This is a genomic window from Rhodococcoides corynebacterioides NBRC 14404 (assembly GCF_001894765.1).
Lineage (GTDB): Bacteria > Actinomycetota > Actinomycetes > Mycobacteriales > Mycobacteriaceae > Rhodococcoides > Rhodococcoides corynebacterioides.
In genome coordinates this window covers 193,313-215,613 of record NZ_BCWV01000006.1, presented here as the reverse complement: position 1 = coordinate 215,613, position 22,301 = coordinate 193,313, and the positions used below count along the sequence as shown (strand labels likewise).

Genomic DNA, 22,301 nt, shown 5'->3' with positions numbered 1-22,301 from the left:
CACCCCGGTAACCGTCGCAAGGCATTGTGAGACATACTCATTGGCGCAGCGGCACGAGAGTCTGTGACCATCCAGCGAACACCCGGTCGAGCATTGTCGTCGGTCGGAAACATGGCCCGTGGACCCGTCCACGGCACGCCCGACGCCGAACTCGCCGCAGTGACGTCCGAGTACCGGGGCCTGCGTCCCCGTGCATGCCGAGCCGAGATCCGAGGGAGAGTCGATGCGTGTAGTCGTCGCCGTGAGCGGCACCAGGGGGGACGTCCAACCGGCAGCCCATCTGGCGGCGGCACTGCACTCCCGAGGCCATGACGTGGTGGCCGCACTTCCGCCCAACCTCCTGTCGCTCGCGTCCGACCACGGCGTCCCGGTCGAGCCGTTCGGGTACGACACCCGGGCCCACCTGGCCTCCGACGCGGTGCGACGTGGTGCGCACGGATCGGTGATCGACCGTGTTCGGTCGGCCGGTGAACTGTGGAACCTCGGGTGGTCCGAGATGGTCGCGGACCTGTCCGCCGTCGTCCACCGGGATCGTCCCGACGTCGTCGTCACCGGGATCACCACCGAGCAGGTCGCCGCGCCTCTGGCGGACTCGGTTCGGGCCGCAGTGGTCGGTCTGCACCACGCGCCGGTCCGCACCAACGACGTCCATCTGCCCGGTTTCGGTGCGGACGGTCTGCCTGCTCCGGTGACCCGAGCCGCCTGGTCCGTCCACGAGACCGTGCTGTGGACCGCCACCCGCCGCCGCGAGAACAGGTTGCGCGCCGGGCTGGGGCTGCCGTCCGCGCGTCGTCCCGTGCCGTACCGATTCGCCGATGCCGGCGCCGTCGAGATCCAGGCCTACGACCCGGCGCTCTGCCCGCCGCCCGCGGGTTTCGACCGTGCCCGCCGTCCCCTCGTCGGATTTCTCGGTGGTGCGCCGGCGGCGGCGCCGCTGCCCTCGGACCTGGAGGCCTGGCTGGGCGCCGGAGACCCGCCGGTGCACATCGGGTTCGGCTCGATGCCGCTGCGGGCTGCCGAGCGATCGCTGCGCCGGGTCACCGAGGCGGTGCGCTCACTCGGCCTGCGCGCCCTGGTCGCGCTCGGATGGAACGACCTCGACAGCGACGTCTACCAATCGCTCGGAGCGGGTGCGGACGTGCGGGTGCTCACGGGCCACGTCGATCACGCCGCGGTCTTCCCGCGCTGCTCCGTGGTGGTCCATCACGGCGGGGCCGGCACCACCGCCGCGGTCCTGCGCGCCGGACGCCCCGCCGTCGTGCGGCCGGTGTCGGCGGATCAACCGTTCTGGGGGCGGCGCCTCGAGGACGTCGGCGCGGGGGTGATGCTGCGGGGCGACGATCCGACCCCGGCCGCGCTCGCGGCCGCGATCGAGTCGGCTGCGGCCCGCTCGGACGCGGCGCGTCGGGTGGGGGACGCCCTCGTCGATCCGGAGGACGCGGTCGCCCGGGCGGCCGATCTCGTGGAGTCCCGAATCCCGGTCGCGCGATGAGCCGTCTCCAGGATCAGGACTTCACGTACTGGTTTCTGCGCGAGGCCTTCGGATGGGACGTCGTCCTGCAGGTGACGTGGATGTTCGACAGTCCGCCCGCGACGGCGGCCGTGCGGAGTGTCGCCGACGCGCTGGCGGCGAGCCGGCTGCACCGACGGCTGGTCAGGCCCCGCATCCCGGTGGCCCGGCCCTCCTGGGTGCGCTCGACCGCCGACGCCGCCCTGACCATCCAGGACGCACCCGTACCGGCCGACGAGCGAGACGAGTGGGCGCGCGCACTGCTGCGCACGACCGACCTCGATGCCGAGGCAGGTCGCTGCTGGGCCGTGCACCTCGCTCCGGACGACCGCGGTGGTGCGGTCCTCTCCCTGACCTGCCTGCATCTGGTGGCCGACGGTCGCGCGCTCACCGCGGCGGCGACCGACGCCGTCGCGGCAACGCGAACGGCGTCGCCCGCACCGTCGAAGATGTCGCTACGCCGCCCCGGGCTCGTGAGCGACCTGGCGGACGCCGGCCTGCAGGTCGGCCGCGCGGCCGTGGGAACCGCCCGTGCCGTGCGCGCCGCGGTGACGTCGCGGCCCGCCGACTCCGCGACGGACCCCGTGGCCCCGTCCCCCGAGAGGTCGGCACGTCCGGCGCGGTCCGCACCGGCGGTACGGGCGCCCCGAGCGGATCCGTCCTGGGTGGTCGTCGACACCGACACCGACCACTGGGCGGAGCGAGCCGCGCGATACGGCGGCACACCGAATTCCCTGTTCGTGGCCGTCGTCGCCGGCGCTCTCTACGCGTCCGGATACGCCGCGCCCGGTGACCCCGTGCGCATCGGGGTGCCGGTCAGTCTCCGTGGACCCGATGCCGCCGACGACGAGCGCAGCAATGCGACCGGAGGGGTGACCGTCGTCGTCGACGACCGTCCCTCCGCGGGTGGCGACCTCGGACCCGTGCGGACGCGGTGCCGGGCGGCGTTCACCGCCGTCGGCGCCGGTGAGCGACCCGCCGCCTACCATCTGCAGTCGCTTCTGCAGGTGTTGCCGATCGCGTTGGTCACCCGCGTGGTGATGGCCGGGCCCTCCGGGATGCCGGACGCGGTGGCCTCGAACCTCGGTCGGTTCGACGGGCTGGCGCGGGTGGGTGACGCGACGGCGACGTCGGTGTCGTTCCGCGGTGATGCGCGCGGTGTCCGGCCGGACCGTCCGCAGCGATTCGGGGAGGGCGTGCAGTCGTGGTTGCTCGAGACCGAGGGCCGAACGACGTTCGCCGTGGCCGGTTTCGACGAGACGTGTGTCGGGTCCGTATCCGCGCTGCGCGATGCAGTGCGGGCCGAACTGGAGGCGTGGGGGGTGCGCGGTGACGTCGCGTGAGGCAGCGAAGACCACGGACACGGCGACCGATCCGGCGGACCGGGTGGCCGGCGCCGACGAGTCCTACGACCTGGCCGAGCGGCTGTTCGGGTGGACCGCGCCGATCCAGTTCGCCTGGGTCCTGCGCGACGATCCGGGCCACGACGCGGTGGTCGACTGGGCAACGGCGTTGTCGCACGGCGGTTTCGGCCGCCGGATCGTGCGCACCCGGGTGCCGGTCGCTCGGCACCGCTGGGTCCGATCGGACCGACCACCGACGGTGTACGCCGAACCGACGGTCGTGGACGACGACGCCGTCGGAGCCTGGCTCGACCGCCGACTGCGAGGCGTCGAGCTCGATCCCGCTGACGGACGGGGCTTCACGGTGGAGTACGCCCACACCCGCTCCGGACGAGTCGTCCTCACGTTGCTGGTGTCCCACATGATCGCCGACGGTCACGCCGTGCACGACGCCCTCCGCGACGCCCGACGATCGGTGGAGAACCGGCTGGGGTCGGTGCGCGGACTTCCGACGGCGTCCGAGGTGTCGGGATGGTCGGGCGTGCGCGGAGATCTGGCCGACGCCGCGTCGCAGGTCCCGGCGATCGTCCGCGCGACCGCCGTGATCGCACGGGCGGGTGTGCGTGCGGTGCTGGGGCGGTCGGCTGCGGCGGCCCCGGTGTCGGACGCACCCGAGGGGGTGGGCGCCGCGGTGGACCGTCCCGCCCCGCCGCAGCGTGACGCGGACACCACGTTGGCCGTCGTCGACATTCCGCGAGAGCAGTGGGAGGCGCGGGCCGCCGCCCTGGGCGGGACACCCAACAGCCTGTTCACCGCGGTGCTGACGAGCGTGCTGCGCGGGACCGGGCACGTGATGCCGCCGGGCGGCACCCGCGTCTGCATCGCGGTCGACACGCGATCCGACGGGGACGACCGCGCGAATGCGTCCGGCGGCGTGTGGATTCGGCTGGCGGGGCCGGTGGGCCCGGACACGGGACTGGCGACCATTCGCCGCTCGAGCAAGGAGGCCTTCGCGCGCTACGCGGTGACGGACGACGCGGTGGTCGACCATCTGCAGGCGATCGCGCGACTGTTGCCGGACGTCGCGCTCGGTCGGCTCATGAAGGCCATTCCGGGACCGGACGTCACGGTGTCGAATCTCGGTGCGGCGCCCGGTGATTCGATGGCACCGTTGGGGGCGCCCGCCGAGCGGTTCGCGATTCGCGCCGTGATGCAGGGACGCTCCGCGGCCGATCGGCGCGCCCAGGGGCCGGCGCTGGCCGCGTGGTCGGTGCAGTACGCGGACACCGTCACCGTCACGGTGTTCGGCATCCACCCGGATCTGGTGGGAGACACCGCAGCCCTACGGAACACCCTGTCGAGCGAGTTGACGCGGTGGGGGCTCGATCACCGGTTCTGGTGATCGAGCCCCTCCGGCCGTCGAGCCGGTCGATCAGAGCGGGATGTTGCCGTGCTTCTTCGGCGGCAGGGTGACGTACTTGCGCTCGAGCAGGCGCAGGGCGGTGACGATCTGCCCGCGGGTGTGGCTCGGCGGGATCACCGCGTCGACGTACCCGCGCTCGGCGGCGACGTACGGGTTGACGAGGGTGTCCTCGTACTCGTTCTGCAGCTCGAGGCGCAGTGCGTCGACGTCGTCGCCGTTCTTCGCGGCCTCGAGCAGACGCTTGCGGTAGACGAAGCCGACGGCGCCGGACGCGCCCATGACGGCGATCTGGGCGGTGGGCCAGGCGAGGTTGATGTCGGCGCCCATGTGCTTGGAGCCCATGACGTCGTACGCACCGCCGTAGGCCTTGCGGGTGATGACGGTGATCTTGCCGACCGTCGCCTCGCCGTAGGCGTAGAGCAGCTTGGCGCCGCGGCGGATGATGCCGTCGAACTCCTGGCCGGTGCCGGGCAGGAAGCCGGGGACGTCGACGAGCGTGACGATGGGAATGTTGAAGCAGTCGCACGTCCGAACGAAGCGCGCGGCCTTCTCGGAGGCGTCGATGTCCAGCGTGCCGGCGAACGACGTCGGCTGGTTGGCGACGATGCCGACGCTACGGCCGTCGACCCGGCCGAAGCCGACGATGATGTTGCGCGCGCGGCCCTCCTGGACCTCGAGGAACTCGTCGTCGTCGAGGATGCGGCGGATGACCTCGTGCATGTCGTACGGGGTGTTCGGCGAGTCCGGGATCAGCGTGTCCAGCTCGAGGTCCTCGGCGGTGAGGGAGTCCTCGATGGATCCGTCGATCGGGTCCGTCGGCGCCAGGCGCGGCGCGGTGGCCTGGTTGTTCGAGGGCAGGTAGCCCAGCAGGTCGCGGACGTAGTCGAGCGCGTCCTGCTCGTCGGACGCGACGTAGTGCGCGACACCCGACTTCTCCATGTGGGTGTGGGCGCCGCCGAGGTCCTCCATGGTGACCGTCTCGCCGGTCACGGTCTTGATGACGTCGGGTCCGGTGACGAACATCTGCGAGGTCTTGTCGACCATGACGACGAAGTCGGTCAGCGCGGGGGAGTAGACGTGACCACCGGCCGCGGGACCCATGATGAGCGAGATCTGCGGGACCACACCGGACATGCGGACGTTGCGGTGGAAGATCTCGCCGTAGAGGCCGAGGGAGACCACGCCTTCCTGGATGCGTGCGCCGGCGCCCTCGTTGATCCCGACCAGCGGACGGCCCGTCTTGAGCGCCAGGTCCATGACCTTGACGATCTTCTCGCCGTAGATCTCGCCGAGGGAGCCGCCGAAGACGGTGGCGTCCTGGGAGAAGACGCAGACGTCACGGCCGTCGACGGTGCCGTATCCGGTGACGACGCCGTCACCGAACGGACGGTTCTCCGCGAGACCGAAGTTCACGCTGCGGTGGCGGGCGAGGGCGTCGAGTTCGACGAACGATCCCTCGTCGAGCAGTGCCTCGATGCGCTCGCGGGCGGTCAGCTTGCCCTTGGCGTGCACCTTCTCCACGGCCGCCTCGCCCATGGGGCGCTCGGCCTGCGACCGGCGGGCGGCCAACTCGGCGAGCTTGCCGGCGGTGGTGTGGATGTCGGGTGCGGCCGCGGCCGTCCCGTCGGCGTCGTCGCGAGCAACGGATTCCTGCGCTGCGGCGTCCTGAACACTCGTCATAGCCTTGCACTGTAACGACTGGCGTCGTCGAACCGTGCGCCCGGTCACGATCGTTCGGAACGGCCCCGGGAATCTCTATGCTCGGGCCTCATGTCGGACAACGGTGGCTCGGAACGTGTACAGGAAGCGGGGCCCTGGACCGACCTGGACCGGGCTCCTCTCGACGGCCGGGCGATCACCCGCGCGTTGGTGTCCGGTCCGAGAGCATCGTGGGCCGAGGTGACGGTCGTACCGCGCACCGGGTCGACGAACGCCGATCTGGTGGCCGTCGCGGCCACCGCAGCGGATCGCACCGCGGTGATCGCCGATGTGCAGGACGCGGGCCGTGGTCGGCACTCCCGCTCGTTCACCGCCCCGCCGCGATCGCAGGTGACGGTGTCGGCGTTGGTCCGTCTGGCGGGGATCTCGCCCGACGCCGTGGGCTGGATGCCCCTGCTGACCGGCATCACCGTGGTGGACACGCTGCGGTCGGTGTGCGAGGTGGACGCCGTCCTCAAGTGGCCCAACGACGTGCTGCTGACCGGGGACCGTGGACCGGGGAAGGTCGCGGGGATCCTGGTGGAGGTCGCCGCGAGTCGGCCCACGCTGACGGTGGTGGCCGGCGTCGGCATCAACGTGACCCCGACGGCGGAGGAACTCCCGGTGCCGACGGCGACCTCGCTGCGGGCGGCGGGCGCGTCGGTACTGGACCGCGGAACCATCGTGCGGGCGTTCCTCCGGGCGTTCGGTTCCGCCGTGGACCACTGGCGCGACAGCGGGTGGGACACCGCCGGACTCGCCGAGCTCTACCGCGCACGGTGCGACACGTTGGGGCGACGTGTGCGAGTGACGATGCCCGGCGACGAGGTGCTGGTCGGCACGGCGGCGGACGTCGACGGTCACGGACGCATCGTGATCGCTCCCGAGGACGGGTCCGCTCCTCTGGCCGTCTCGGCAGGCGACGTCACCCATCTTCGCGCCGTCCCCGACGCAGGGGAGTGATCGTGGCGTTCCCGCGTGACGCGATGGGACCGGACGAGGACGTCGCCCTCCACCGGCACCCCCACTGGAAGATGCTCGTCCTCCCCGCCCTCACTGCCCTGGTGGTGACCGGACTCGCCGGTTTCCTCGCCGGGGTCGCCGAACGCACCACCGAGGGCACGGCGCGGACGGCCGCGATCGCTGCCGTCGGCGTGGCGTGGGCCGCGATCGTCGTCCTGCGGACGGTGGTGCCGGTAGTGCGGTGGCGCACGACGCACTTCGTCGTCACCGACCGGCGGGTCATCGTGCGGCAGGGCGTCCTCGCCCACCACGGCACGGACATTCCGCTCGCGCGCATCGCGAACGTCCAGTTCCGTCACGGGCTCGTCGATCGTCTGCTGCGGACCGGGACGCTGGTGGTGGTGGCGGGATCGGACGATCCGCTCGAGTTCGACGACGTGCCCGACGTCGAGCGCGTGCACTCCTTGCTCTACCACCACGTGATGTCCGACGCCGACGACCGCCCGGACGAAGGCCACGAACCTCGTAGGGTGGTCCGGTGACCGACGTTCTGCTCGCCGAAGACGACGAGGCCATCGCCGCACCCCTGTCGCGGGCCCTCGGCCGCGAGGGCTACACCGTGACCGTCGAACGGACCGGACCGGATGCCCTGGCCCGCGCTCTGGGCGGCACGTTCGATCTGCTGATCCTGGACCTCGGTCTGCCGGGGATGGACGGCCTCGAGGTGTGCCGACAGATCCGCGCGTCGACGTCCGAGCTGGCCGTTCTCATGCTCACGGCCCGCACGGACGAGGTCGACTTCGTGGTCGGGCTCGACGCCGGCGCGGACGACTACGTCTCCAAGCCGTTCCGGTTGGCCGAATTGATGGCGCGCGTGCGCGCCCTGCTCCGCCGACGCGGGCCCACGGCCGAGGACACCCCGATCGAGGTGGGCGGTCTGCGGCTCGAACCGGCCGCGCGGCGGGTCCTGTTGGACGGCACGGAGATCAGCCTGGCCAACAAGGAGTACGAGCTGCTGAAGATCCTCCTCGACCACGCCGGTCAGGTGGTCTCCCGCGAGACGATCCTGCGCGAGGTGTGGGGGGACGTGGAGCTGCGCGGCTCCAAGACCCTGGACATGCACATGTCCTGGCTGCGCCGGAAGATCGGCGACGAGGGGCCCGTCGCGGAGCGCCGCATCGCGACGGTGCGGGGCGTGGGCTTCCGCATCAACACGGACTGACCCGGTGCGGCGCCGACTTCTCCAGGCCATCCTCGCGGTGGTCATCCTCACCGGGCTGCTGCTGGGCATTCCGCTGACCTACACCGCCTGGCTCTGGGTCGAGGACTTCACGCGCGGTGACATGCGACTGCGTCTGGACCGTCTCGCTGCGGAGATCATCGAGCAGGAGGGCGGCGACGGTCGCGTCGACGGGGTGCTGGACACCACGTCGCTGCGTCTCGCGGTGCCGACCGGGGGCCGCCTCGAGGTGGTCTACCCGACGCCGGAGAACCCGGCGACGCGCGTCGACATCGGCCGAGCGTCCGTCGAGCGACCCATCGAGGAGTCGCTGTCCATGGGCACGTCGGGCTCGCTCAAGCTCGAGATCCCGTCGGCGGAGATGCGCACGTCCCAGGCGCAGGCCGTCGGTGCCGTCGCGCTGGTGGTGCTGGCGTCGATCGCCGCGGGCACGGTCGTGGCCGTTCTCACCGCACGACGCCTCGCCGACCCTCTGCAGCAGGTGGCCGGACGAGCGGCGCGGTTGGCGGAGGGCGACTTCCGCAAGGACGCGACCCGCCACGGCATTCCCGAACTCGACCGGGTGTCGGACGTCCTCGACTCCGCGACCGTGGAGATCGTGGGTCGGCTGCAACGCGAGCACGCGCTGGTCGCGGACGTCTCCCACCAACTGCGCAGCCGTCTGACCGCGGTGCGCCTGCGCCTCGACGAGCTCTCCGAGCACCCGGATCCCGAGGTGGTCACCGAGGCCAACGAGGCCATGGCGCAGGTGGATCGGCTGACCGACGCCATCGACGATCTGGTCCGGTCCTCGCGCGACGACGGGTCCGCCGGCGCCGCCGAGGTGGCGGTGCTGCCCGAGTTGCAGGTGGTGGTCGAGGACTGGCGACGCACATTCGACGACGCCGGACGCACGCTCACCCTCACCGGCGACCCCGCGCTGACGGCGTCCGTCACCGACACCCGGTTGCGCGAGGCGGTCTCGGTCCTCATCCACAACGCCCTCGACCACGGCGGCGGGGACTGTGTGGTCACGGTCCGTGCGGTGGGCGGTCGTGAGCACCGCGAGCCGACGGTGCGGGTGGACGTCGCCGACTCCGGCGCGGGCGTGTCCGACGAGCTCGCCCCCCACATCTTCGACCGGGGGTTCTCCGGGGCCGGCTCCACCGGCGTCGGGCTGGCGTTGGCGCGGGCTCTGGTCGAGGCCGACGGTGGCCGGCTGGAGCTGCAGCGACGGCGTCCGGCGATGTTCACGGTGTTCCTGCCGGCCACGACGCCGCGGGTGACGAGCCCGCCGGTGGAGCCGCGGTAGGCGGGCGGACGACGGGCGACCGTGCGTACGGGGCTCTGCCCCCGGGTGTCACCCGACCCGCGACCGGCGCCCCGGTTTCGGAGCGGCGGCCCCGATCGGAGGAGCCGCTCCGGAACGCGGGCGCCGCTCGGGCGGGACGGTCGGCCCGGTGACGAGTCCGGGCTCAGCTGTGACCCATGAACGGCGCCTGCTGGCCGTCCGGGTCGGCGTCGTCGAGTGCGTCGGGGTCGCGCGGGTTGCCGTGCTGGTCGAACTCGTCGAGGGGATTGGCGATCACGCCGCGCCCGTTCTCGTCGGGAAACGCGAACCGCCGCAGAGCCCAGAACCGGAACGCCATCTGCAGCAGGTTGCCGATGACGTAGTTGAGGACGAAGTCGATGATCACCAGCGCCGTGAGGCTGGTGGCGCCCTCGCGGATGTCGAAGACGTTGTTGGCGATCCAGAGGGGCGCCGCGGCGAGGAGGACGCCGACACCGCTGATGGTGAAGAACAGCAGGGCCTCGTGGTGGCGCTCACGGCCGCCGCGGTTCTTGAAGGACCACTCGCGGTTGAGGATGTAGCTGAGGATCGTGGCCAGCACGCCGGAGAGAATCTTGGCCACGACGGGCTTGGATTCGAGGACCGTGAGACTGAGCGAATAGAAGATCGTCAGGTCGAACACCATGGTGGTGGCGCCGACGATGGCGAACTTGATCAGTTCCGAGTGGCGCAGCGCGACATCCCTGAACGGTTGCGGAATGCTGGCTACCACACGATCCATCACAGGCACGATTGGTTAGTTTACGAACGGATCGGCGTGATCCCTAATCTCGCCACGCACGAATCGCGGCCGCGCTCGGTCGCGGAACGGTCTCGTGGAACGATATGGGCCGTGACGGAGAACCCGACGGAAGTCCCGCCCCGCGAGGAACCGCCCCGCGATCGCATGACGTCGATGCCGGTGGTCGCGATGATCGGCGGAGGTCAACTCGCCCGGATGACGCAGCAGGCGGCGATCGAACTGGGCCAGACGTTGCGGGTGCTGTCCGGCACCGCCACCGAGCCCGCAGCGCGGGCGAGTGCCGACGTCGTCCTGGGGTCGCACACCGATCTGGCCGCGCTGCGCGAGGTCGCGCGGGGCGCGCATGCTCTCACCTTCGATCACGAACACGTGCCCACCGAGCACCTCGACACCCTCGTCGCGGAGGGGGTGAACGTGCAGCCGCCGCCGTCGGCTCTGGTGTTCGCCCAGGACAAGCTGAAGATGCGGGCTCGCCTACGCGACCTGGGTCTGCCGGTGCCGGACTTCGCGCCGGTGGCCTCCGAGGCGGACCTGACCGCGTTCGGCGAGGCCCACGACTGGCAGGTCGTGATCAAGACGGTCCGCGGCGGGTACGACGGCCGCGGCGTCTGGCTCCCCGACACCGCCGACGAGGCAGTGGCCGTGGTCCGCGAGCAACTCGCCGCGGGCGCGCCGCTCATGGTCGAGCAGCGTGTGGAGATGGTCCGCGAACTGTCCGCGATGGTCGCGCGGTCCCCGTTCGGGCAGGGCGCGACGTGGCCGGTCGTGGAGACGGTGCAGCGGAAGGGGCAGTGCGCGGTGGCCATCGCCCCGGCGCCGGGCCTGTCCGACGACGCCGCGGCGGACGCCGAGCACATCGCGCTGCGGGTGGCCTCGGAACTCGGCGTCGTCGGAGTCATGGCAGTGGAGATGTTCGAGAAGGCCGACGGCTCGGTCTCGATCAACGAACTCGCCATGCGCCCGCACAACTCGGGTCACTGGACGCAGGACGGCGCGCGGACCTCGCAGTTCGAGCAGCACCTGCGGGCCGTGCTCGACTACCCGCTGGGCGACTGCTCGCCGACGGCTCCGGTCACGGTCATGGCGAACGTCCTCGGGGCACCGGCCGAGCCGGACCTGTCGATGGACGAGCGTCTGCACCACCTCTTCGCCCGCATGCCCGACGCGAAGGTGCACCTCTACGACAAGGGCGAGCGGCCCGATCGAAAGATCGGCCACGTGAACGTCGTCGGCGCTCCCGGTGGGTCGCCCGACGACCCGGCGTACGTCGCCGACATCAGAGAACGCGCCGAGCGCGCCGCGCACTGGCTCTCGCACGGCGTCTGGACCGACGGATGGGACCCGCACCATGGCTGACGACACCACCACCGGCGCCCGCGTGGGCATCGTCATGGGCAGTGACTCGGACTGGCCCGTGATGGAGGCCGCCGCCGAGGCCGTGGCCGAGTTCGGCGTTCGCTTCGAGGTCGGCGTGGTCTCCGCGCACCGCACCCCGCAGCGGATGCTCGACTACGCCCGCGACGCCGCCGACCGCGGCATCGAGGTGATCGTGGCCGGTGCCGGGGGAGCAGCGCACCTGCCCGGCATGGTGGCCTCCGCGACACCGCTGCCCGTGATCGGCGTGCCGGTGCCCCTGAAGTACCTCGACGGGATGGACTCGCTGCTGTCGATCGTGCAGATGCCCGCAGGTGTCCCGGTGGCCACGGTGTCCATCGGCGGCGCCCGGAACGCCGGCCTCCTCGCGGTGCGCATTCTCGGCGCCTCGGATCCCACCCTGCGCGGGCGCATGACGGACTTCCAACGCGGCCTCGAGCAGATGGTGCTCGAGAAGGACGAGGCCCTGCGGCGGTCCCTGCTCGGATGACCGCTCCGCTGCGGGTGTCGCGAACCACCGTCCGGGCGGTGTCACGGGGCAGCCGTCAGGTGGCGTTCGCCACGTGGGTGGCGCTGCTGTGGGGCGCCGTGTGGGGCGGCCGGGTCGAGTGGGATCGAGAGTCGGCCCTGCTGATCTGCCACGGCACGCGCACCGGCTACGGCCGCGGCGGCACGTGCGTCGGTTCGGTCTTCCTGACCGGGCCCGTGACGCCGGGTCGCGCCCTCGCCGACCCGCGGCGGCGTCGCGCCCTGCTCACGCACGAGGCCGTCCATGCCGAGCAGTGGCGTCGGTACGGGGTGTCGTTCGCGATCCGTTACCTCGTCGAGGAAGTGCGCCGCCCGGGGGCGGCCAACCGCTTCGAGATCGAAGCAGGGCTGACCGACGGCGGCTACGGCCGGTAGACGCGCCCGCCCGTCACGTCGGGAACGAGTGGGTGACCTTCTCCGTCGTTCGCCGACGCTCCAGCGCGGCCGGATCGGCGTTCGCGACCTGGACCAGCGACGCTCCGGCCGCGAGGACGGCGACGAGACCGTCGACGACGGACTCCGCATCCGGCCACGGCGCCGTCGACAGGACCCGGCTCGACGCGTCCCACGATCGCTCTGCCGCGCGTCGTCGGGCGTCCTCGAGGACGTCGGCCGCGCTCCGGCCACCCACCGCGGGACCGGTGCCCGACGGCGTGAAGGCGTCGCCGTGCACGCGTACGGCGGTCGCGTAGTCGGTGACCCCGATCGGCAGGTCCGGAAGGGGACGTCCGAAGGGATCCAGGGACAGTGCCGCGACCTCGCTCTCGTCGGCGTCGTCGAGACCGGCGGCGGTCACCAGCGCCACCGAGGTGGCGGTCCCGTCGGCCGCGCCGACGACGGTGTGGGCACCCGCCCACCAGGCGCCGAGCAGAACGGCGGCGGTCTGCCAGTGCGCCGGGAGGTCCACGCGCACGGCGTCGCCGGGAGCGACGCCCAGCTCGTCGCGGAGGAAGTTGGCCGTCTTCGCGGCCCAGTTGGCCAGCGTCAGGGCCGACAGCTCGATGCGTTCACCGGTGGCGTCGTCGTAGTACGTGACCCGCGGGCCCGCAGGGTCGGCCTCGAGAATCGGGGTGAGGAGCAGGTCGGTCAGGGTGGGATCGGTCACGAGACGTCGCTCCTCGGTTCACGCACTAGTTCACGCACTGGGGTCCGGTGGACCCGGCGTCGATGGGGTCGGCGGCGGCGGGAGCCGGGGTCGGTGCGTCACCCGCGGAGGTCACGCCGGTGATCGCCGAGGTCGGTGTGCCGGTGCCGGAGTAGTCCGATGCGAGCACGACGCGCACGGTGCCCGACGGCAGGGAGTCGTCGACGGCCGTCGACGTCGTCCCGACGCGCGCCGCGACCGCCTGCGCCGTGTCGTCGTCCGACGGGCCCGCGTACACGGTGGTGGTGTCGACCGACTCGCCCTCGTTGTTGCCGACCTCCCCGGTACGGAAGCCCTCGGCTTCCAGCGTCGAGGACACCGACGAGGCCAGACCGCTGATGCCGGAATCGTTGGCGACGTCCACGGTGACCGTCGACGGGTCGATCTGCGGAACGTCGGGAGCGTCGGGATCGGTGGCGGGCGGGGCGGCGTCACCCAGCAGTCCGCGCACCCAGTTCTGCACCTCGGTGGGGTCGACCGCGACGATCGACTCGCCGTAGTCGGTCATGCCGTTGATGTCCGCGACCGGGATGGTTTCGAAGGTGACGTTGCCGCCGGCGAGGTTCTGCAGGTTGGTGGCGAACTGCAGGACGTCCCAGTCGTCGTCGAGGACCACCGAGCGGGACACGGCGGTGGAGAGTTGCCCGAGTGTGCCGGGGTTGCTCAGGGTGCCGGCGCTGAGGACCTTGCGCACGAGCGACGCCATGAACACCTGCTGACGCACGATGCGATCGAGGTCGCCGCGCGGCAGATCGTGCCGCTGCCGGACGAAGCTGAGCGCGTCGGAGCCGTTCAGGGTCTGCTCGCCGGCGGGGAAGTTCGCGCCGGACAGCGGCTCGTCCACGGGGGCGTTCAGGCAGACGTCGACCCCGCCCACGGCGTCGGTCAACAGGACGAACCCGAGCAGGCCCACCTCGGCGTAGTGGTCGACGGTCACGCCGGTCAGCCCGGCGACCGCCGACACCAGCGCCTCGCGGCCGGCCTGGGTCGATTCGCGATCCGCCTCGTCGTCGGGCACACCGCTCTCGACGAGTTCCAGACGCTTCTCTTCCTTCGTCGCGCCGTAGGCGGCATTGATCTTGCTGTTCCCGAGACCGGGGACCGCCACGTACGCATCACGGGGGATCGAGATGGCCGTCGCCGAGGACCCGTCGTTGGGCACCCGGATGAGGAGGATCGTGTCGGTGTTGTTCGCCACTTCCTCGCCGGCACGGAGCGAGGCGAGTTCGCTCGCCGACAGCGGGTTGCCGTGGGCGTCGGTACGGCTGTCGGTGCCGACCATGAGGATGTCGACCGCGCCGTCGGCTGCGCCGCCGAGCCCCAGGTCGGACACCGTGGCGAGGCTGCTCCGCAGCGAGTCGACGCTGCGCCAGGCCACGCCCGTCACCAGCACCGCGGCCGCCGACAGCGACGCGACGGCGATGCGCGCCCACGGGCGACCGGGGGGTGCGGGGGAGCGATGGCGGGTGCGCGAGGTCGGTCGACGGCCCCCGCCGGGGCGGGGGCTGCGGCCGTCGGTACCCCCGCCGGGGCGGGGGCTGCGGTCGTCGGCGCCCGAGCGTCGGGCGCCCGGCCGGGCGGCGGCGCCTGTCGCGGATTCGTGGCGACCGCGCGGCGTCCCGGGGTTCGTCACAGAATCCGTCACCGGTCCAGGCTAACGGCCCCGCCGCGGTGGTCCGCGCAAGCCGCGGCGGCGTGCCACACTCTTCGCCTGTGACCCGAACCGCACCCGCCCGTCCGATCGTCGTCACCGGAGCGGCCGGTCAGCTGGGTCGTCAGGTGGTCGCCCGCAGTGGCGGCGCGGCCGTGGGATACGGGTCGCGCGAGCTCGACATCACCGACCCGTCGTCCATCGAGGCCGCGATCACCGGCGACTGCGTGGTGATCAATTGCGCCGCGCACACCGCGGTGGACGCGGCCGAGACGGACGTCGACGCCGCCGAGAATCTCAACGTGCGTGGCCCGCGGCTGCTGGCCGAACGGTGCGCCGAGGTGGGCGCGCAGCTGCTGCACGTCTCCACCGACTACGTGTTCCCCGGCGATGCCCGGACGCCGTACGAGCCGAGCGACCCGACGGGCCCCCGCACGGTCTACGGCCGCACCAAACTGGCGGGAGAACGGGCCGTTCTCGCGGCGTTGCCCGGGGCGACCGTCGTGCGGACGGCCTGGGTCTACACGGGCACCGGCACCGACTTCGTGGCGACGATGCTGCGGCTCGAACGGGAGCGCGACACCGTGACGGTGGTGAGCGATCAGGTCGGGTCGCCGACGTACGCGGCCGATCTGGCGGCGGGGCTCCTCGAGGCCGCGGGCACCGTCGGCACCCTGCCGTCCGTGCTGCACGCGGCCGGCGGAGGGTCCGCGTCGTGGTTCGACCTCGCGCGTGCGGCCTTCGCCGGGGTCGGAGCCGACCCCGAACGGGTGCAGCCGTGCTCGAGCGACGACTTCCCTCGTCCGGCCCCTCGCCCGGCCTACTCGGTGCTCTCGCCGCAGTCCTGGATCGGCTCCGGACTGACGCCGCTGCGTCCGTGGCGCGCCGCGCTCGACGCCGCGCTCGCCGCTCGGGCGGACGAGAGCGGTCGGTTCGGCGGCCGATAGGGTGACCGGCGTGAACGCCCCTCTCGCCGTCGTGACGGTGACCTACTCGCCCGGCGAGCACCTGCGCACCTTTCTCGACAGTCTCGCGGCGGCCACCACCCGACCGGTCACGGTCCTGCTGGCGGACAACGGGTCCACCGACGGTGCGCCCGAAGCCGCCGCGGACGAGCGCGAGAACGTTCGCCTGGTCCGGACGGGGGAGAACATCGGCTACGGCGGCGCCGCGAATCGTGCCGTGGCCCTGACGGACCCCGCGGCGGAATTCGTCATGGTGGTCAACCCCGACGTCCGCTGGTCGCCGGGCTCGATCGACGCGCTGCTCGAAGCCGCGGAGCGGTGGCCCCGCGCGGGATCGTTGGGCCCCCGCATCCTGGAGCCGGACGGGTCGCGTTACCCGTCGGCCCGTCGGGTTCCCGATCTGACCTCCGGGTCGCTCCATGCGCTGCTCGGGTCGGTGTGGCCGACCAACCCGTGGACCCAGCGATATCGGCAGGACACCGACGCCGTGGACGAGCGCCCGGTCGGCTGGCTGTCCGGCTCCTGTCTGCTGCTGCGCCGTGCGGCGTTCGATTCCGTGGGCGGATTCGACTCCCGCTACTTCATGTACATGGAGGACGTCGACCTCGGCGACCGACTTGGTCGGGCCGGCTGGCTCAACGTCTACGTGCCGGACGCCGTCGTCACCCACGCGAAAGGTCATGCGGCGGGCCGTCATCCGGAGTCCATGCTCCCGGCCCACCACGAGAGCGCCTACCGTTTCCAGGCGGACCGCCATCCCGAGTGGTGGCAGGCCCCCCTGCGCGGGGTACTTCGTCTCGGTCTGGCGCTTCGATCCCGGATCGTCGTGGCGGCCGCGTTGCGCGGTCGCGGCGCGGTGGACGGGGACGACGCACGGCACACGCAGGTCGGGACGGGCGAACGACGAGAGAGGCAGACGAGATGACAGCTCCGGCAACCGATGCCGTGATCCTGGTGGGTGGCAAGGGGACTCGGCTGCGGCCGCTGACCCTGTCCGCTCCCAAACCGATGCTGCCGACGGCGGGGCTTCCCTTCCTCGAGCACCTGCTGGCCCGGATCAAGGCCGCGGGCATCGAGCACGTCGTGCTCGGCACGTCCTTCAAGGCGGACGTGTTCGAGGACTACTTCGGCGACGGCAGCAGTCGCGGACTCGACCTCGAGTACGTCTTCGAGGACGAGCCGCTCGGCACCGGTGGCGGAATTCGCAACGTGCTGCCGCGACTGCGCGCCGACACCGTCATGGTGTTCAACGGCGACGTGCTGGGCGGCACCGACCTGCGGGCCGTGCTCGACACCCATCACACGTCCGAGGCCGACGTCACGCTGCACCTGGTCCGCGTCGGCGACCCGCGCGCGTTCGGCTGCGTGCCCACCGACGAGGACGGGCGCGTCACCGCGTTCCTCGAGAAGACGCAGGATCCGCCGACGGACCAGATCAACGCCGGCTGTTACGTGTTCCGCCGCAGCGTGATCGAGCAGATTCCGGCCGGTCGCCCGGTGTCCGTGGAGCGCGAGGTGTTCCCGGCGCTGCTGGCGGAGGGCAGGCGCGTCTACGGACACGTCGACGCTGCGTACTGGCGGGACATGGGCACCCCCGAGGACTTCGTGAAGGGTTCTGCCGACCTGGTCCGCGGTATCGCACCGTCACCGGCGCTCGAGGGCACGCGCGGGGAGTCGTTGGTGCATCCGGGTGCGGGGGTGGCGCCGGGCGCGCTGCTCATCGGCGGCACCGTCGTCGGACGCGGTGCCGAGGTCGGCGCGGGCGCCCGTCTGGACGGAGCGGTCCTGTTCGACGGTGCGGTCGTCGAGGCCGGTGCCGTCGTGGAACGGTCCATTCTCGGTTTCGGTGCGCGCATCGGTCCGCGGGCACTCGTGCGGGACGCCGTGATCGGCGACGGCGCCAACGTCGGGGCGCGCTGCGAACTGTTGCGCGGTGCGCGTGTGTGGCCGGGAGTCACGTTGCCGGACGGCGGAGTTCGCTTCTCCACCGACGTCTGACGCCGGGCCGGCTCCACCGGCGAGCGACGATCAGCGGGCGTTCGCCCGGTCGATCATCGCGCGGAGGGCGTCGCGCTCGGCGCCCTCCGGTCCGTCCGGGAGGGCGTCGATCGGCCACCAGCGCAGGTCCGTCGACTCGGCGCTCCGGACGGCGGCGACCTCCTCCGCGTCGGCGGCGGCGCGCACGACGAACCGGAGATCGAGGTGCCGCGTGGGCACGCCCAGCGAACACGTGATCGGGTGGGTGTGCGCGTCCAGCAGGCCGGGCTCCAACGCGAGGTCGTCGATGCCGCTCTCCTCTCGTGCCTCGCGCAGCGCGGCGTCCCACACGGTCGCGTCCTCGGGTTCGCAGTGGCCGCCCAGTTGGAGCCACCGTCCGACGCGCGGGTGCAGGGTCAGCAGGACGTTCCGCCCGCTGCGGTCGAGGAGCACCGCCGAGGCCGTGATGTGGCCGGCGGCGCACGCGCGAAGGCACGCCCGCGGCTCGGCGGCGAGGAAAGCCAGCATGGTGTGACGGAGCGACTCGGCCGCGGGGTCGTCGGTCCGCCACTCGGCGAGCACGCGGGTCGCGGAGGCGTGCAACGACTCGGCGCTCATCGCTCCACCAGGACGTCGCCCGGGGACGCGGCCGGTCGCGGCGCGAGCGGATCTGCCGGAACCCCGATGGCCACGGCTCCGACGGGCAACCAGGACTGCGGTAGGTCGAGCACGGCGCGCACCTCCTCCGGCGCGAAGATGGTGGAGCCGATCCAGCACGAACCGAGTCCCCGCACCGACAACCCCACCAGGAACGCCTGCACCGCTGCACCGGCGGCCACCGTGAACATCGTGCGTTCCGCCGCGCGCCGTCGGGCGTCGGGATAGTCGTGCTCGCCGTCGGGAACGAGGAAGGGCAGCACGATCGTCGGTGCGTCGCGCAGGATGCGGCCCCGAGCGACGCGGACGTCCACCGATCCGGCGGTGCGGGGATCCGAGCTCAGGTCGTGACGCCAGCGGCGTTCCATCGCGTCGAGCAGAGCCGTGCGCCGCTCGGAGTCGAGCAGGTGGACGAATCGCATCGGACGAGTGTGGTGCGGAGCGGGGGCGGTGACGGCATCGGCGACGGCGTCGCGCACCGCATCCGGGTCCACCGGGTCGGTGGTGAAGCGTCGGACGGAACGTCGGCCCGGGACGGCCCCTCGCGCACCGCGCGCCAGTGCCTCCTCGGTACCGAGCCAGAAGAGGTCGTCCTCGCCGGGACGGACGAGATCGCGTGCGGTCGAGCCGTCGTCGGTGACGGTCAGGCCGCGCACCACCGCGACGGGCACCCCGCCCAGCTTGCCCTTGACCAGGTCGCCCGCGGCGGCCAGCTCGTCCGCGAGGGCCACCTCGGTCACCACCAGCTCGTTGCCCTGGCCGTCGCGCTCACCGGCGTACCCGTGGAGCACCGGGAGTCCGGCAGCGCCGATCGCGTTGTCCGTCTGGCCGTTTCGCCACGCCCGCCCCATGGTGTCGGTGATCACGACGGCGACGCGGACACCCGGGCTCGCGCGCAGATCGTCGCGGAGGCGCCGGGCGGAGGCGTCGGGGTCCTCGGGGAGCAGCGCCAGTTCGTCGCCGACGACGTTCGATCCGTCGATGCCCGAGGCGGCCTGGACGATGCCGAGTCGGTTCTCGGTGATGAGCGTGCGTCCGCGACGGGCGAGAACCCGCACGGCCTCCTGCTCGACGAGAGTGCGTCGCAGCGCGTCCCGCGCGTCGGGGTCGGTCGGCGAGACCACCAGTCGCCCTTCGGCCTTGGACACGATCTTGCTGGTGACCACCAGCACGTCCCCGTCCTGCACCCAGGGCGCCGCGGTCGCGAGCGCCGCGGCGAGGTCGTCACCCGGCCGGAACTCGGGCAGGCCGGTCACGGGCAGGATCTGAACGGCCCCACCGGGTGCGTGGTCGCTCACGCCACGCCCGCCGCGCTCAGTGCGGCCCGCACCATGTCCGCGGTGGCCGACGGATCCGACATCAGCAGGGGGACGGCCCGTACGGTGACGCCGGGGACGTCCGCGGTGTCCCCCTCGTCGACGAGCCAGGCGTCGAGCAGGCCGGTACCGCTGCGCGCCCCGTAATGGCGTCCGATGCCCTCGGCGGAGGTCTCGACGCCGATGACCGAGAGGCATTCGTCGGCCATGCCGCGGAGCGGACGACCGGCGATGACGGGGGAGACCCCGACCACCGGTGCCGCGGTGGTGCGCAGCGCCGATCGCAGTCCGGGGACGGCGAGGATCGCGCCGATGCTCACCACCGGGTTGGACGGGGCCAGCAGGACGACGTCGGCGTCCGAGATCGCCTCCAGCACACCGTCCGCGGGCCGGGCCTGCTCGGCGCCGATGTGGGCGAAGCTGTGCGTGGGGACCGCGGCTCGGTGGCGGACCCACCATTCCTGGAAGTGAATCGCCTTGCGTTCGTCGCCGTCGGTGTCCGGATCGGTGATCACCACATGGGTCTCGCACCGGTCGTCGGTGACGGGGAGCAACCGGACACCGGGGGACCACCGAACGCACAGAGCCTCGACGACGGCGGAGAGGGGATACCCGGTCCGCAGCATGCGGGTGCGCATCAGGTGGGTGGCGATGTCCCGGTCACCGAGACCGAACCAGTCCGGCTGAGCGCCGTACGCCGCCAATTCCTCCTTGACGCTCCAGCTTTCGCCGCGACGCCCCCACCCGCGCTCGACGTCGATGCCGTCTCCGAGGGTGTACATGCAGGTGTCGAGGTCCGGCGTGATGCGCAGACCGTGCATCCAGACGTCGTCACCGACGTTGACGACGGCGGTGATCTCGTCGCCGTCGCCGAGCAGTTCGCGCACGCCTTGCAGGAAGCGTGCACCGCCGACGCCGCCCACCAGAACAGTCACCTTCATGACCGTCGACCCTAGGCCCTCGCGCCGGCGCGGCCGCCGGGCGGTCACCGGGCCGGTGTGCTGCTGGTCGTCGGCCGGGTGGGGGCGTGTTTGCCCGTCGTGACGCTCGGGTAGAAGGGCGGGGTGAGACGGGGGTGGCGCCGGGGCTCGACGGGGCGAACACACCGTTGCATCCGCGTGCCCGGATTTCGCGGGGCGTGATGGTATGGGAAAAACGGCGCTCCGCTTGACCGCGACACACCGCGGCGTGTCTAATCACAGTCATGTCATTACCGGTTCGGACGGTGGAATCGCTTGCAGCGAACCAGTGTTCGAACACGTGTTCGCTCGCCTCGCCGCGAGTGCTCGCATCGCGATCCGGCTTCACGGTCGATCATCGACACCAGTGACCGACACCGACCGCACCGCCGCAGCCAGGCGGAACGCGACGAACAAGAGGAGGCGGACGTGATGCCCGACCACCAGCACTCGAACTCCGGTCTGCAGGATCGCGGCGGCCTGCACATTGCCCCCGACGTCGAGGGCGTCGATCTCGACCTCGACCTGGCGGACACCCTGGCCGACGACCTCGACGGTGTCCCGATCGAGGCCCCCGAGGTCGACGTCGACCCGCCGCTCGTCACGCTCGGAATGCCCACGGCGGCACCGCAACCCGGCCTGGTCCTGGTCGACGGTGCGGACGAGGACGACCAGTGGCAGGAGCGCGCACTGTGTGCGCAGACCGACCCCGAGGCGTTCTTCCCCGAGAAGGGCGGCTCCACCCGCGAGGCCAAGCGGATCTGCCTCGGGTGCGAGGTCAAGGACGAGTGCCTCGAATACGCCCTCGCCAACGACGAGCGCTTCGGTATCTGGGGCGGACTGTCGGAACGCGAACGTCGTCGCCTCAAGCGCGGCATCATCTGACCGCTCGATATCGACCGACCGCTCGACCCGCTGGCGAATCGAGAGTCCCGGTCGATTCGGTACCGGGGTTCGGCGTCAGTCCCGGGGGTCGGGGTCGACCACGTCCGGGGTGACGCCCAGGTACGTCGCCACCTGCTCCACCAAGACGTCGTGCACGAGGTCGGTGAGATCGTGCATCGAGCGAGCCCGCCGTTCCAACGGTCGGCGGAACACCACGATGCGCGCACGGACCGTCGCCCCGCGGCTGTCGACGCCCGCCGGAATGAGGCGCGACAACGGAACCGGGCCCTCCGCGACCACTTCCGGCGGCCACGTCACCGAGGACGGGTCGACGGCGCGGATCTTGGGCACGTCGTCCACGGCGATGTCGAGCTTGAGCAGCCGGTCGTGCCAACGGCGCTCGATCGGCGCGAACGCGTCGAGCACGGCCGCGTCGAACTGCTCGGACCGCGACCGGCGTCCGGGAACGGAGTCGGGCAGCAGCACTCCGCGCATCCCGCGCCCACGTCGGGCAGCCGATCGCGACGCGGACGGCCGGGTGCGATCGGACCGCAACGGACGCGCGGGATCGGGGTACGACGACACCCGCGTCATGC

At 72.0% G+C, this 22,301-nt stretch carries 22 protein-coding genes; 14 read left to right on the top strand and 8 right to left on the bottom strand.

The features are described 5' to 3' along the window. Window positions 1-241 precede the first annotated feature (241 nt). Genes RC2_RS15285 through RC2_RS15275 form a run of 3 tightly spaced genes read left to right on the top strand, consistent with a single transcriptional unit; the run spans window position 242 to window position 4,255 of the window. Window positions 242-1,492: a glycosyltransferase gene (locus RC2_RS15285; protein ID WP_169818380.1), complete on the top strand. Its 1,251-nt coding sequence runs from the start codon at window positions 242-244 to the stop codon at window positions 1,490-1,492. Then, window positions 1,489-2,853 carry a hypothetical protein gene (locus RC2_RS15280; RefSeq protein ID WP_068148694.1) on the top strand — a complete coding sequence of 455 codons (1,365 nt, stop codon included), beginning with the start codon at window positions 1,489-1,491 and terminating at the stop codon, window positions 2,851-2,853. The genes RC2_RS15285 and RC2_RS15280 overlap by 4 nt, the downstream gene beginning before the upstream one ends. Continuing rightward, the gene (locus RC2_RS15275) at window positions 2,840-4,255 is read left to right on the top strand and encodes a hypothetical protein (protein ID WP_068148698.1); all 1,416 of its coding nucleotides are present in this window, start codon (window positions 2,840-2,842) and stop codon (window positions 4,253-4,255) included. Before RC2_RS15280 ends, RC2_RS15275 begins: the two co-directional genes overlap by 14 nt. Window positions 4,256-4,285: 30 nt before the next feature. On the opposite strand, the gene RC2_RS15270 is transcribed toward RC2_RS15275, so the two are convergent. Next, window positions 4,286-5,956, bottom strand: a complete 1,671-nt coding sequence (locus tag RC2_RS15270; RefSeq protein ID WP_068148700.1) for an acyl-CoA carboxylase subunit beta — start codon at window positions 5,954-5,956, stop codon at window positions 4,286-4,288. A 90-nt stretch (window positions 5,957-6,046) separates the two neighbouring features. Here RC2_RS15270 and RC2_RS15265 point away from each other — a divergent pair, with 90 nt between their 5' ends. Genes RC2_RS15265 through RC2_RS15250 form a run of 4 tightly spaced genes read left to right on the top strand, consistent with a single transcriptional unit; the run spans window position 6,047 to window position 9,468 of the window. After that, the gene (locus tag RC2_RS15265; RefSeq protein ID WP_068148703.1) at window positions 6,047-6,937 is read left to right on the top strand and encodes a biotin--[acetyl-CoA-carboxylase] ligase; all 891 of its coding nucleotides are present in this window, start codon (window positions 6,047-6,049) and stop codon (window positions 6,935-6,937) included. A gap of 2 nt (window positions 6,938-6,939) precedes the next feature. Next, complete coding sequence (locus RC2_RS15260; RefSeq protein WP_082895525.1) at window positions 6,940-7,479, top strand: PH domain-containing protein; 540 nt, start codon at window positions 6,940-6,942, stop codon at window positions 7,477-7,479. After that, a complete protein-coding gene (locus tag RC2_RS15255) occupies window positions 7,476-8,159 on the top strand; it encodes a response regulator transcription factor (RefSeq protein WP_068148709.1) in 684 nt (227 codons plus the stop codon). The genes RC2_RS15260 and RC2_RS15255 overlap by 4 nt, the downstream gene beginning before the upstream one ends. A gap of 4 nt (window positions 8,160-8,163) precedes the next feature. After that, window positions 8,164-9,468, top strand: coding sequence for a HAMP domain-containing sensor histidine kinase (locus RC2_RS15250; protein ID WP_068148712.1), 1,305 nt, complete (start codon window positions 8,164-8,166; stop codon window positions 9,466-9,468). Between the two features lie 163 nt (window positions 9,469-9,631). Here the strand turns inward: RC2_RS15250 and RC2_RS15245 are convergent, their stop codons facing one another. Then, window positions 9,632-10,237, bottom strand: a complete 606-nt coding sequence (locus RC2_RS15245) for a GtrA family protein (RefSeq protein WP_139277418.1) — start codon at window positions 10,235-10,237, stop codon at window positions 9,632-9,634. 156 nt (window positions 10,238-10,393) lie between these two features. Here RC2_RS15245 and RC2_RS15240 point away from each other — a divergent pair, with 156 nt between their 5' ends. From RC2_RS15240 to RC2_RS15230, 3 genes are read left to right on the top strand one after another with little or no spacing between them, the layout of a single operon-like run. Further along, window positions 10,394-11,605, top strand: coding sequence for a 5-(carboxyamino)imidazole ribonucleotide synthase (locus RC2_RS15240; RefSeq protein WP_261768135.1), 1,212 nt, complete (start codon window positions 10,394-10,396; stop codon window positions 11,603-11,605). Next, entirely contained in the window at window positions 11,598-12,113 is a 516-nt protein-coding gene (gene purE, locus RC2_RS15235) for a 5-(carboxyamino)imidazole ribonucleotide mutase (protein WP_174552338.1), read from the top strand. The genes RC2_RS15240 and purE overlap by 8 nt, the downstream gene beginning before the upstream one ends. After that, the gene (locus RC2_RS15230) at window positions 12,110-12,526 is read left to right on the top strand and encodes a hypothetical protein (RefSeq protein ID WP_174552337.1); all 417 of its coding nucleotides are present in this window, start codon (window positions 12,110-12,112) and stop codon (window positions 12,524-12,526) included. Before purE ends, RC2_RS15230 begins: the two co-directional genes overlap by 4 nt. A 13-nt stretch (window positions 12,527-12,539) precedes the next feature. Here RC2_RS15230 and RC2_RS15225 read toward each other — a convergent pair whose 3' ends face one another. After that, the gene (locus tag RC2_RS15225) at window positions 12,540-13,256 is read right to left on the bottom strand and encodes a TIGR03089 family protein (RefSeq protein WP_068148718.1); all 717 of its coding nucleotides are present in this window, start codon (window positions 13,254-13,256) and stop codon (window positions 12,540-12,542) included. A gap of 25 nt (window positions 13,257-13,281) precedes the next feature. Next, window positions 13,282-14,718: an LCP family protein gene (locus RC2_RS15220; protein ID WP_068148748.1), complete on the bottom strand. Its 1,437-nt coding sequence runs from the start codon at window positions 14,716-14,718 to the stop codon at window positions 13,282-13,284. Window positions 14,719-15,008: 290 nt separating this feature from the next. Between RC2_RS15220 and rfbD the strand changes: the two genes are divergently transcribed. From rfbD to manB, 3 genes are read left to right on the top strand one after another with little or no spacing between them, the layout of a single operon-like run. Next, the gene (rfbD, locus tag RC2_RS15215) at window positions 15,009-15,893 is read left to right on the top strand and encodes a dTDP-4-dehydrorhamnose reductase (protein ID WP_068148721.1); all 885 of its coding nucleotides are present in this window, start codon (window positions 15,009-15,011) and stop codon (window positions 15,891-15,893) included. A 10-nt stretch (window positions 15,894-15,903) separates the two neighbouring features. After that, entirely contained in the window at window positions 15,904-16,836 is a 933-nt protein-coding gene (locus tag RC2_RS15210; RefSeq protein ID WP_068148751.1) for a glycosyltransferase family 2 protein, read from the top strand. Beyond that, a complete protein-coding gene (gene manB / locus RC2_RS15205) occupies window positions 16,833-17,909 on the top strand; it encodes a mannose-1-phosphate guanylyltransferase (protein WP_068148724.1) in 1,077 nt (358 codons plus the stop codon). Before RC2_RS15210 ends, manB begins: the two co-directional genes overlap by 4 nt. A gap of 30 nt (window positions 17,910-17,939) precedes the next feature. On the opposite strand, the gene RC2_RS15200 is transcribed toward manB, so the two are convergent. The 3 genes from RC2_RS15200 to cofD are packed head-to-tail and all read right to left on the bottom strand — an operon-like array spanning window position 17,940 to window position 20,802. Beyond that, window positions 17,940-18,506, bottom strand: coding sequence for an NUDIX hydrolase (locus RC2_RS15200; protein WP_068148727.1), 567 nt, complete (start codon window positions 18,504-18,506; stop codon window positions 17,940-17,942). Further along, the gene (locus RC2_RS15195) at window positions 18,503-19,843 is read right to left on the bottom strand and encodes a coenzyme F420-0:L-glutamate ligase (RefSeq protein ID WP_068148731.1); all 1,341 of its coding nucleotides are present in this window, start codon (window positions 19,841-19,843) and stop codon (window positions 18,503-18,505) included. Before RC2_RS15195 ends, RC2_RS15200 begins: the two co-directional genes overlap by 4 nt. Beyond that, a complete protein-coding gene (gene cofD, locus RC2_RS19210) occupies window positions 19,840-20,802 on the bottom strand; it encodes a 2-phospho-L-lactate transferase (protein WP_068148733.1) in 963 nt (320 codons plus the stop codon). Before cofD ends, RC2_RS15195 begins: the two co-directional genes overlap by 4 nt. 630 nt (window positions 20,803-21,432) lie before the next feature. On the opposite strand from cofD, the gene RC2_RS19445 reads away from it, so the two are divergent. Continuing rightward, on the top strand, window positions 21,433-21,705 hold the full coding sequence (locus RC2_RS19445) for a WhiB family transcriptional regulator (RefSeq protein WP_139277428.1): 273 nt from the start codon (window positions 21,433-21,435) through the stop codon (window positions 21,703-21,705). Between the two features lie 75 nt (window positions 21,706-21,780). Here the strand turns inward: RC2_RS19445 and RC2_RS15180 are convergent, their stop codons facing one another. Beyond that, window positions 21,781-22,200 (bottom strand): metallopeptidase family protein, encoded by a 420-nt coding sequence (locus RC2_RS15180; protein WP_245811144.1) that lies wholly within the window; start codon window positions 22,198-22,200, stop codon window positions 21,781-21,783. Between the last annotated feature and the right edge of the window lie 101 nt (window positions 22,201-22,301).

What these genes read in the sequence shown, in the direction of transcription:
- RC2_RS15280 (WP_068148694.1), top strand. Translation starts at nt 1,489, where the DNA reads ATGAGCCGTCTCCAGGATCAGGACTTCACGTACTGGTTTCTGCGCGAG.
- RC2_RS15270 (WP_068148700.1), bottom strand. Translation starts at nt 5,956, where the DNA reads ATGACGAGTGTTCAGGACGCCGCAGCGCAGGAATCCGTTGCTCGCGAC.
- RC2_RS15265 (WP_068148703.1), top strand. Translation starts at nt 6,047, where the DNA reads ATGTCGGACAACGGTGGCTCGGAACGTGTACAGGAAGCGGGGCCCTGG.
- RC2_RS15240 (WP_261768135.1), top strand. Translation starts at nt 10,394, where the DNA reads ATGACGTCGATGCCGGTGGTCGCGATGATCGGCGGAGGTCAACTCGCC.
- purE (WP_174552338.1), top strand. Translation starts at nt 11,598, where the DNA reads ATGGCTGACGACACCACCACCGGCGCCCGCGTGGGCATCGTCATGGGC.
- RC2_RS15230 (WP_174552337.1), top strand. Translation starts at nt 12,110, where the DNA reads ATGACCGCTCCGCTGCGGGTGTCGCGAACCACCGTCCGGGCGGTGTCA.
- manB (WP_068148724.1), top strand. Translation starts at nt 16,833, where the DNA reads ATGACAGCTCCGGCAACCGATGCCGTGATCCTGGTGGGTGGCAAGGGG.
- RC2_RS15200 (WP_068148727.1), bottom strand. Translation starts at nt 18,506, where the DNA reads ATGAGCGCCGAGTCGTTGCACGCCTCCGCGACCCGCGTGCTCGCCGAG.
- cofD (WP_068148733.1), bottom strand. Translation starts at nt 20,802, where the DNA reads ATGAAGGTGACTGTTCTGGTGGGCGGCGTCGGCGGTGCACGCTTCCTG.
- RC2_RS19445 (WP_139277428.1), top strand. Translation starts at nt 21,433, where the DNA reads ATGCCCACGGCGGCACCGCAACCCGGCCTGGTCCTGGTCGACGGTGCG.
- RC2_RS15180 (WP_245811144.1), bottom strand. Translation starts at nt 22,200, where the DNA reads ATGCGCGGAGTGCTGCTGCCCGACTCCGTTCCCGGACGCCGGTCGCGG.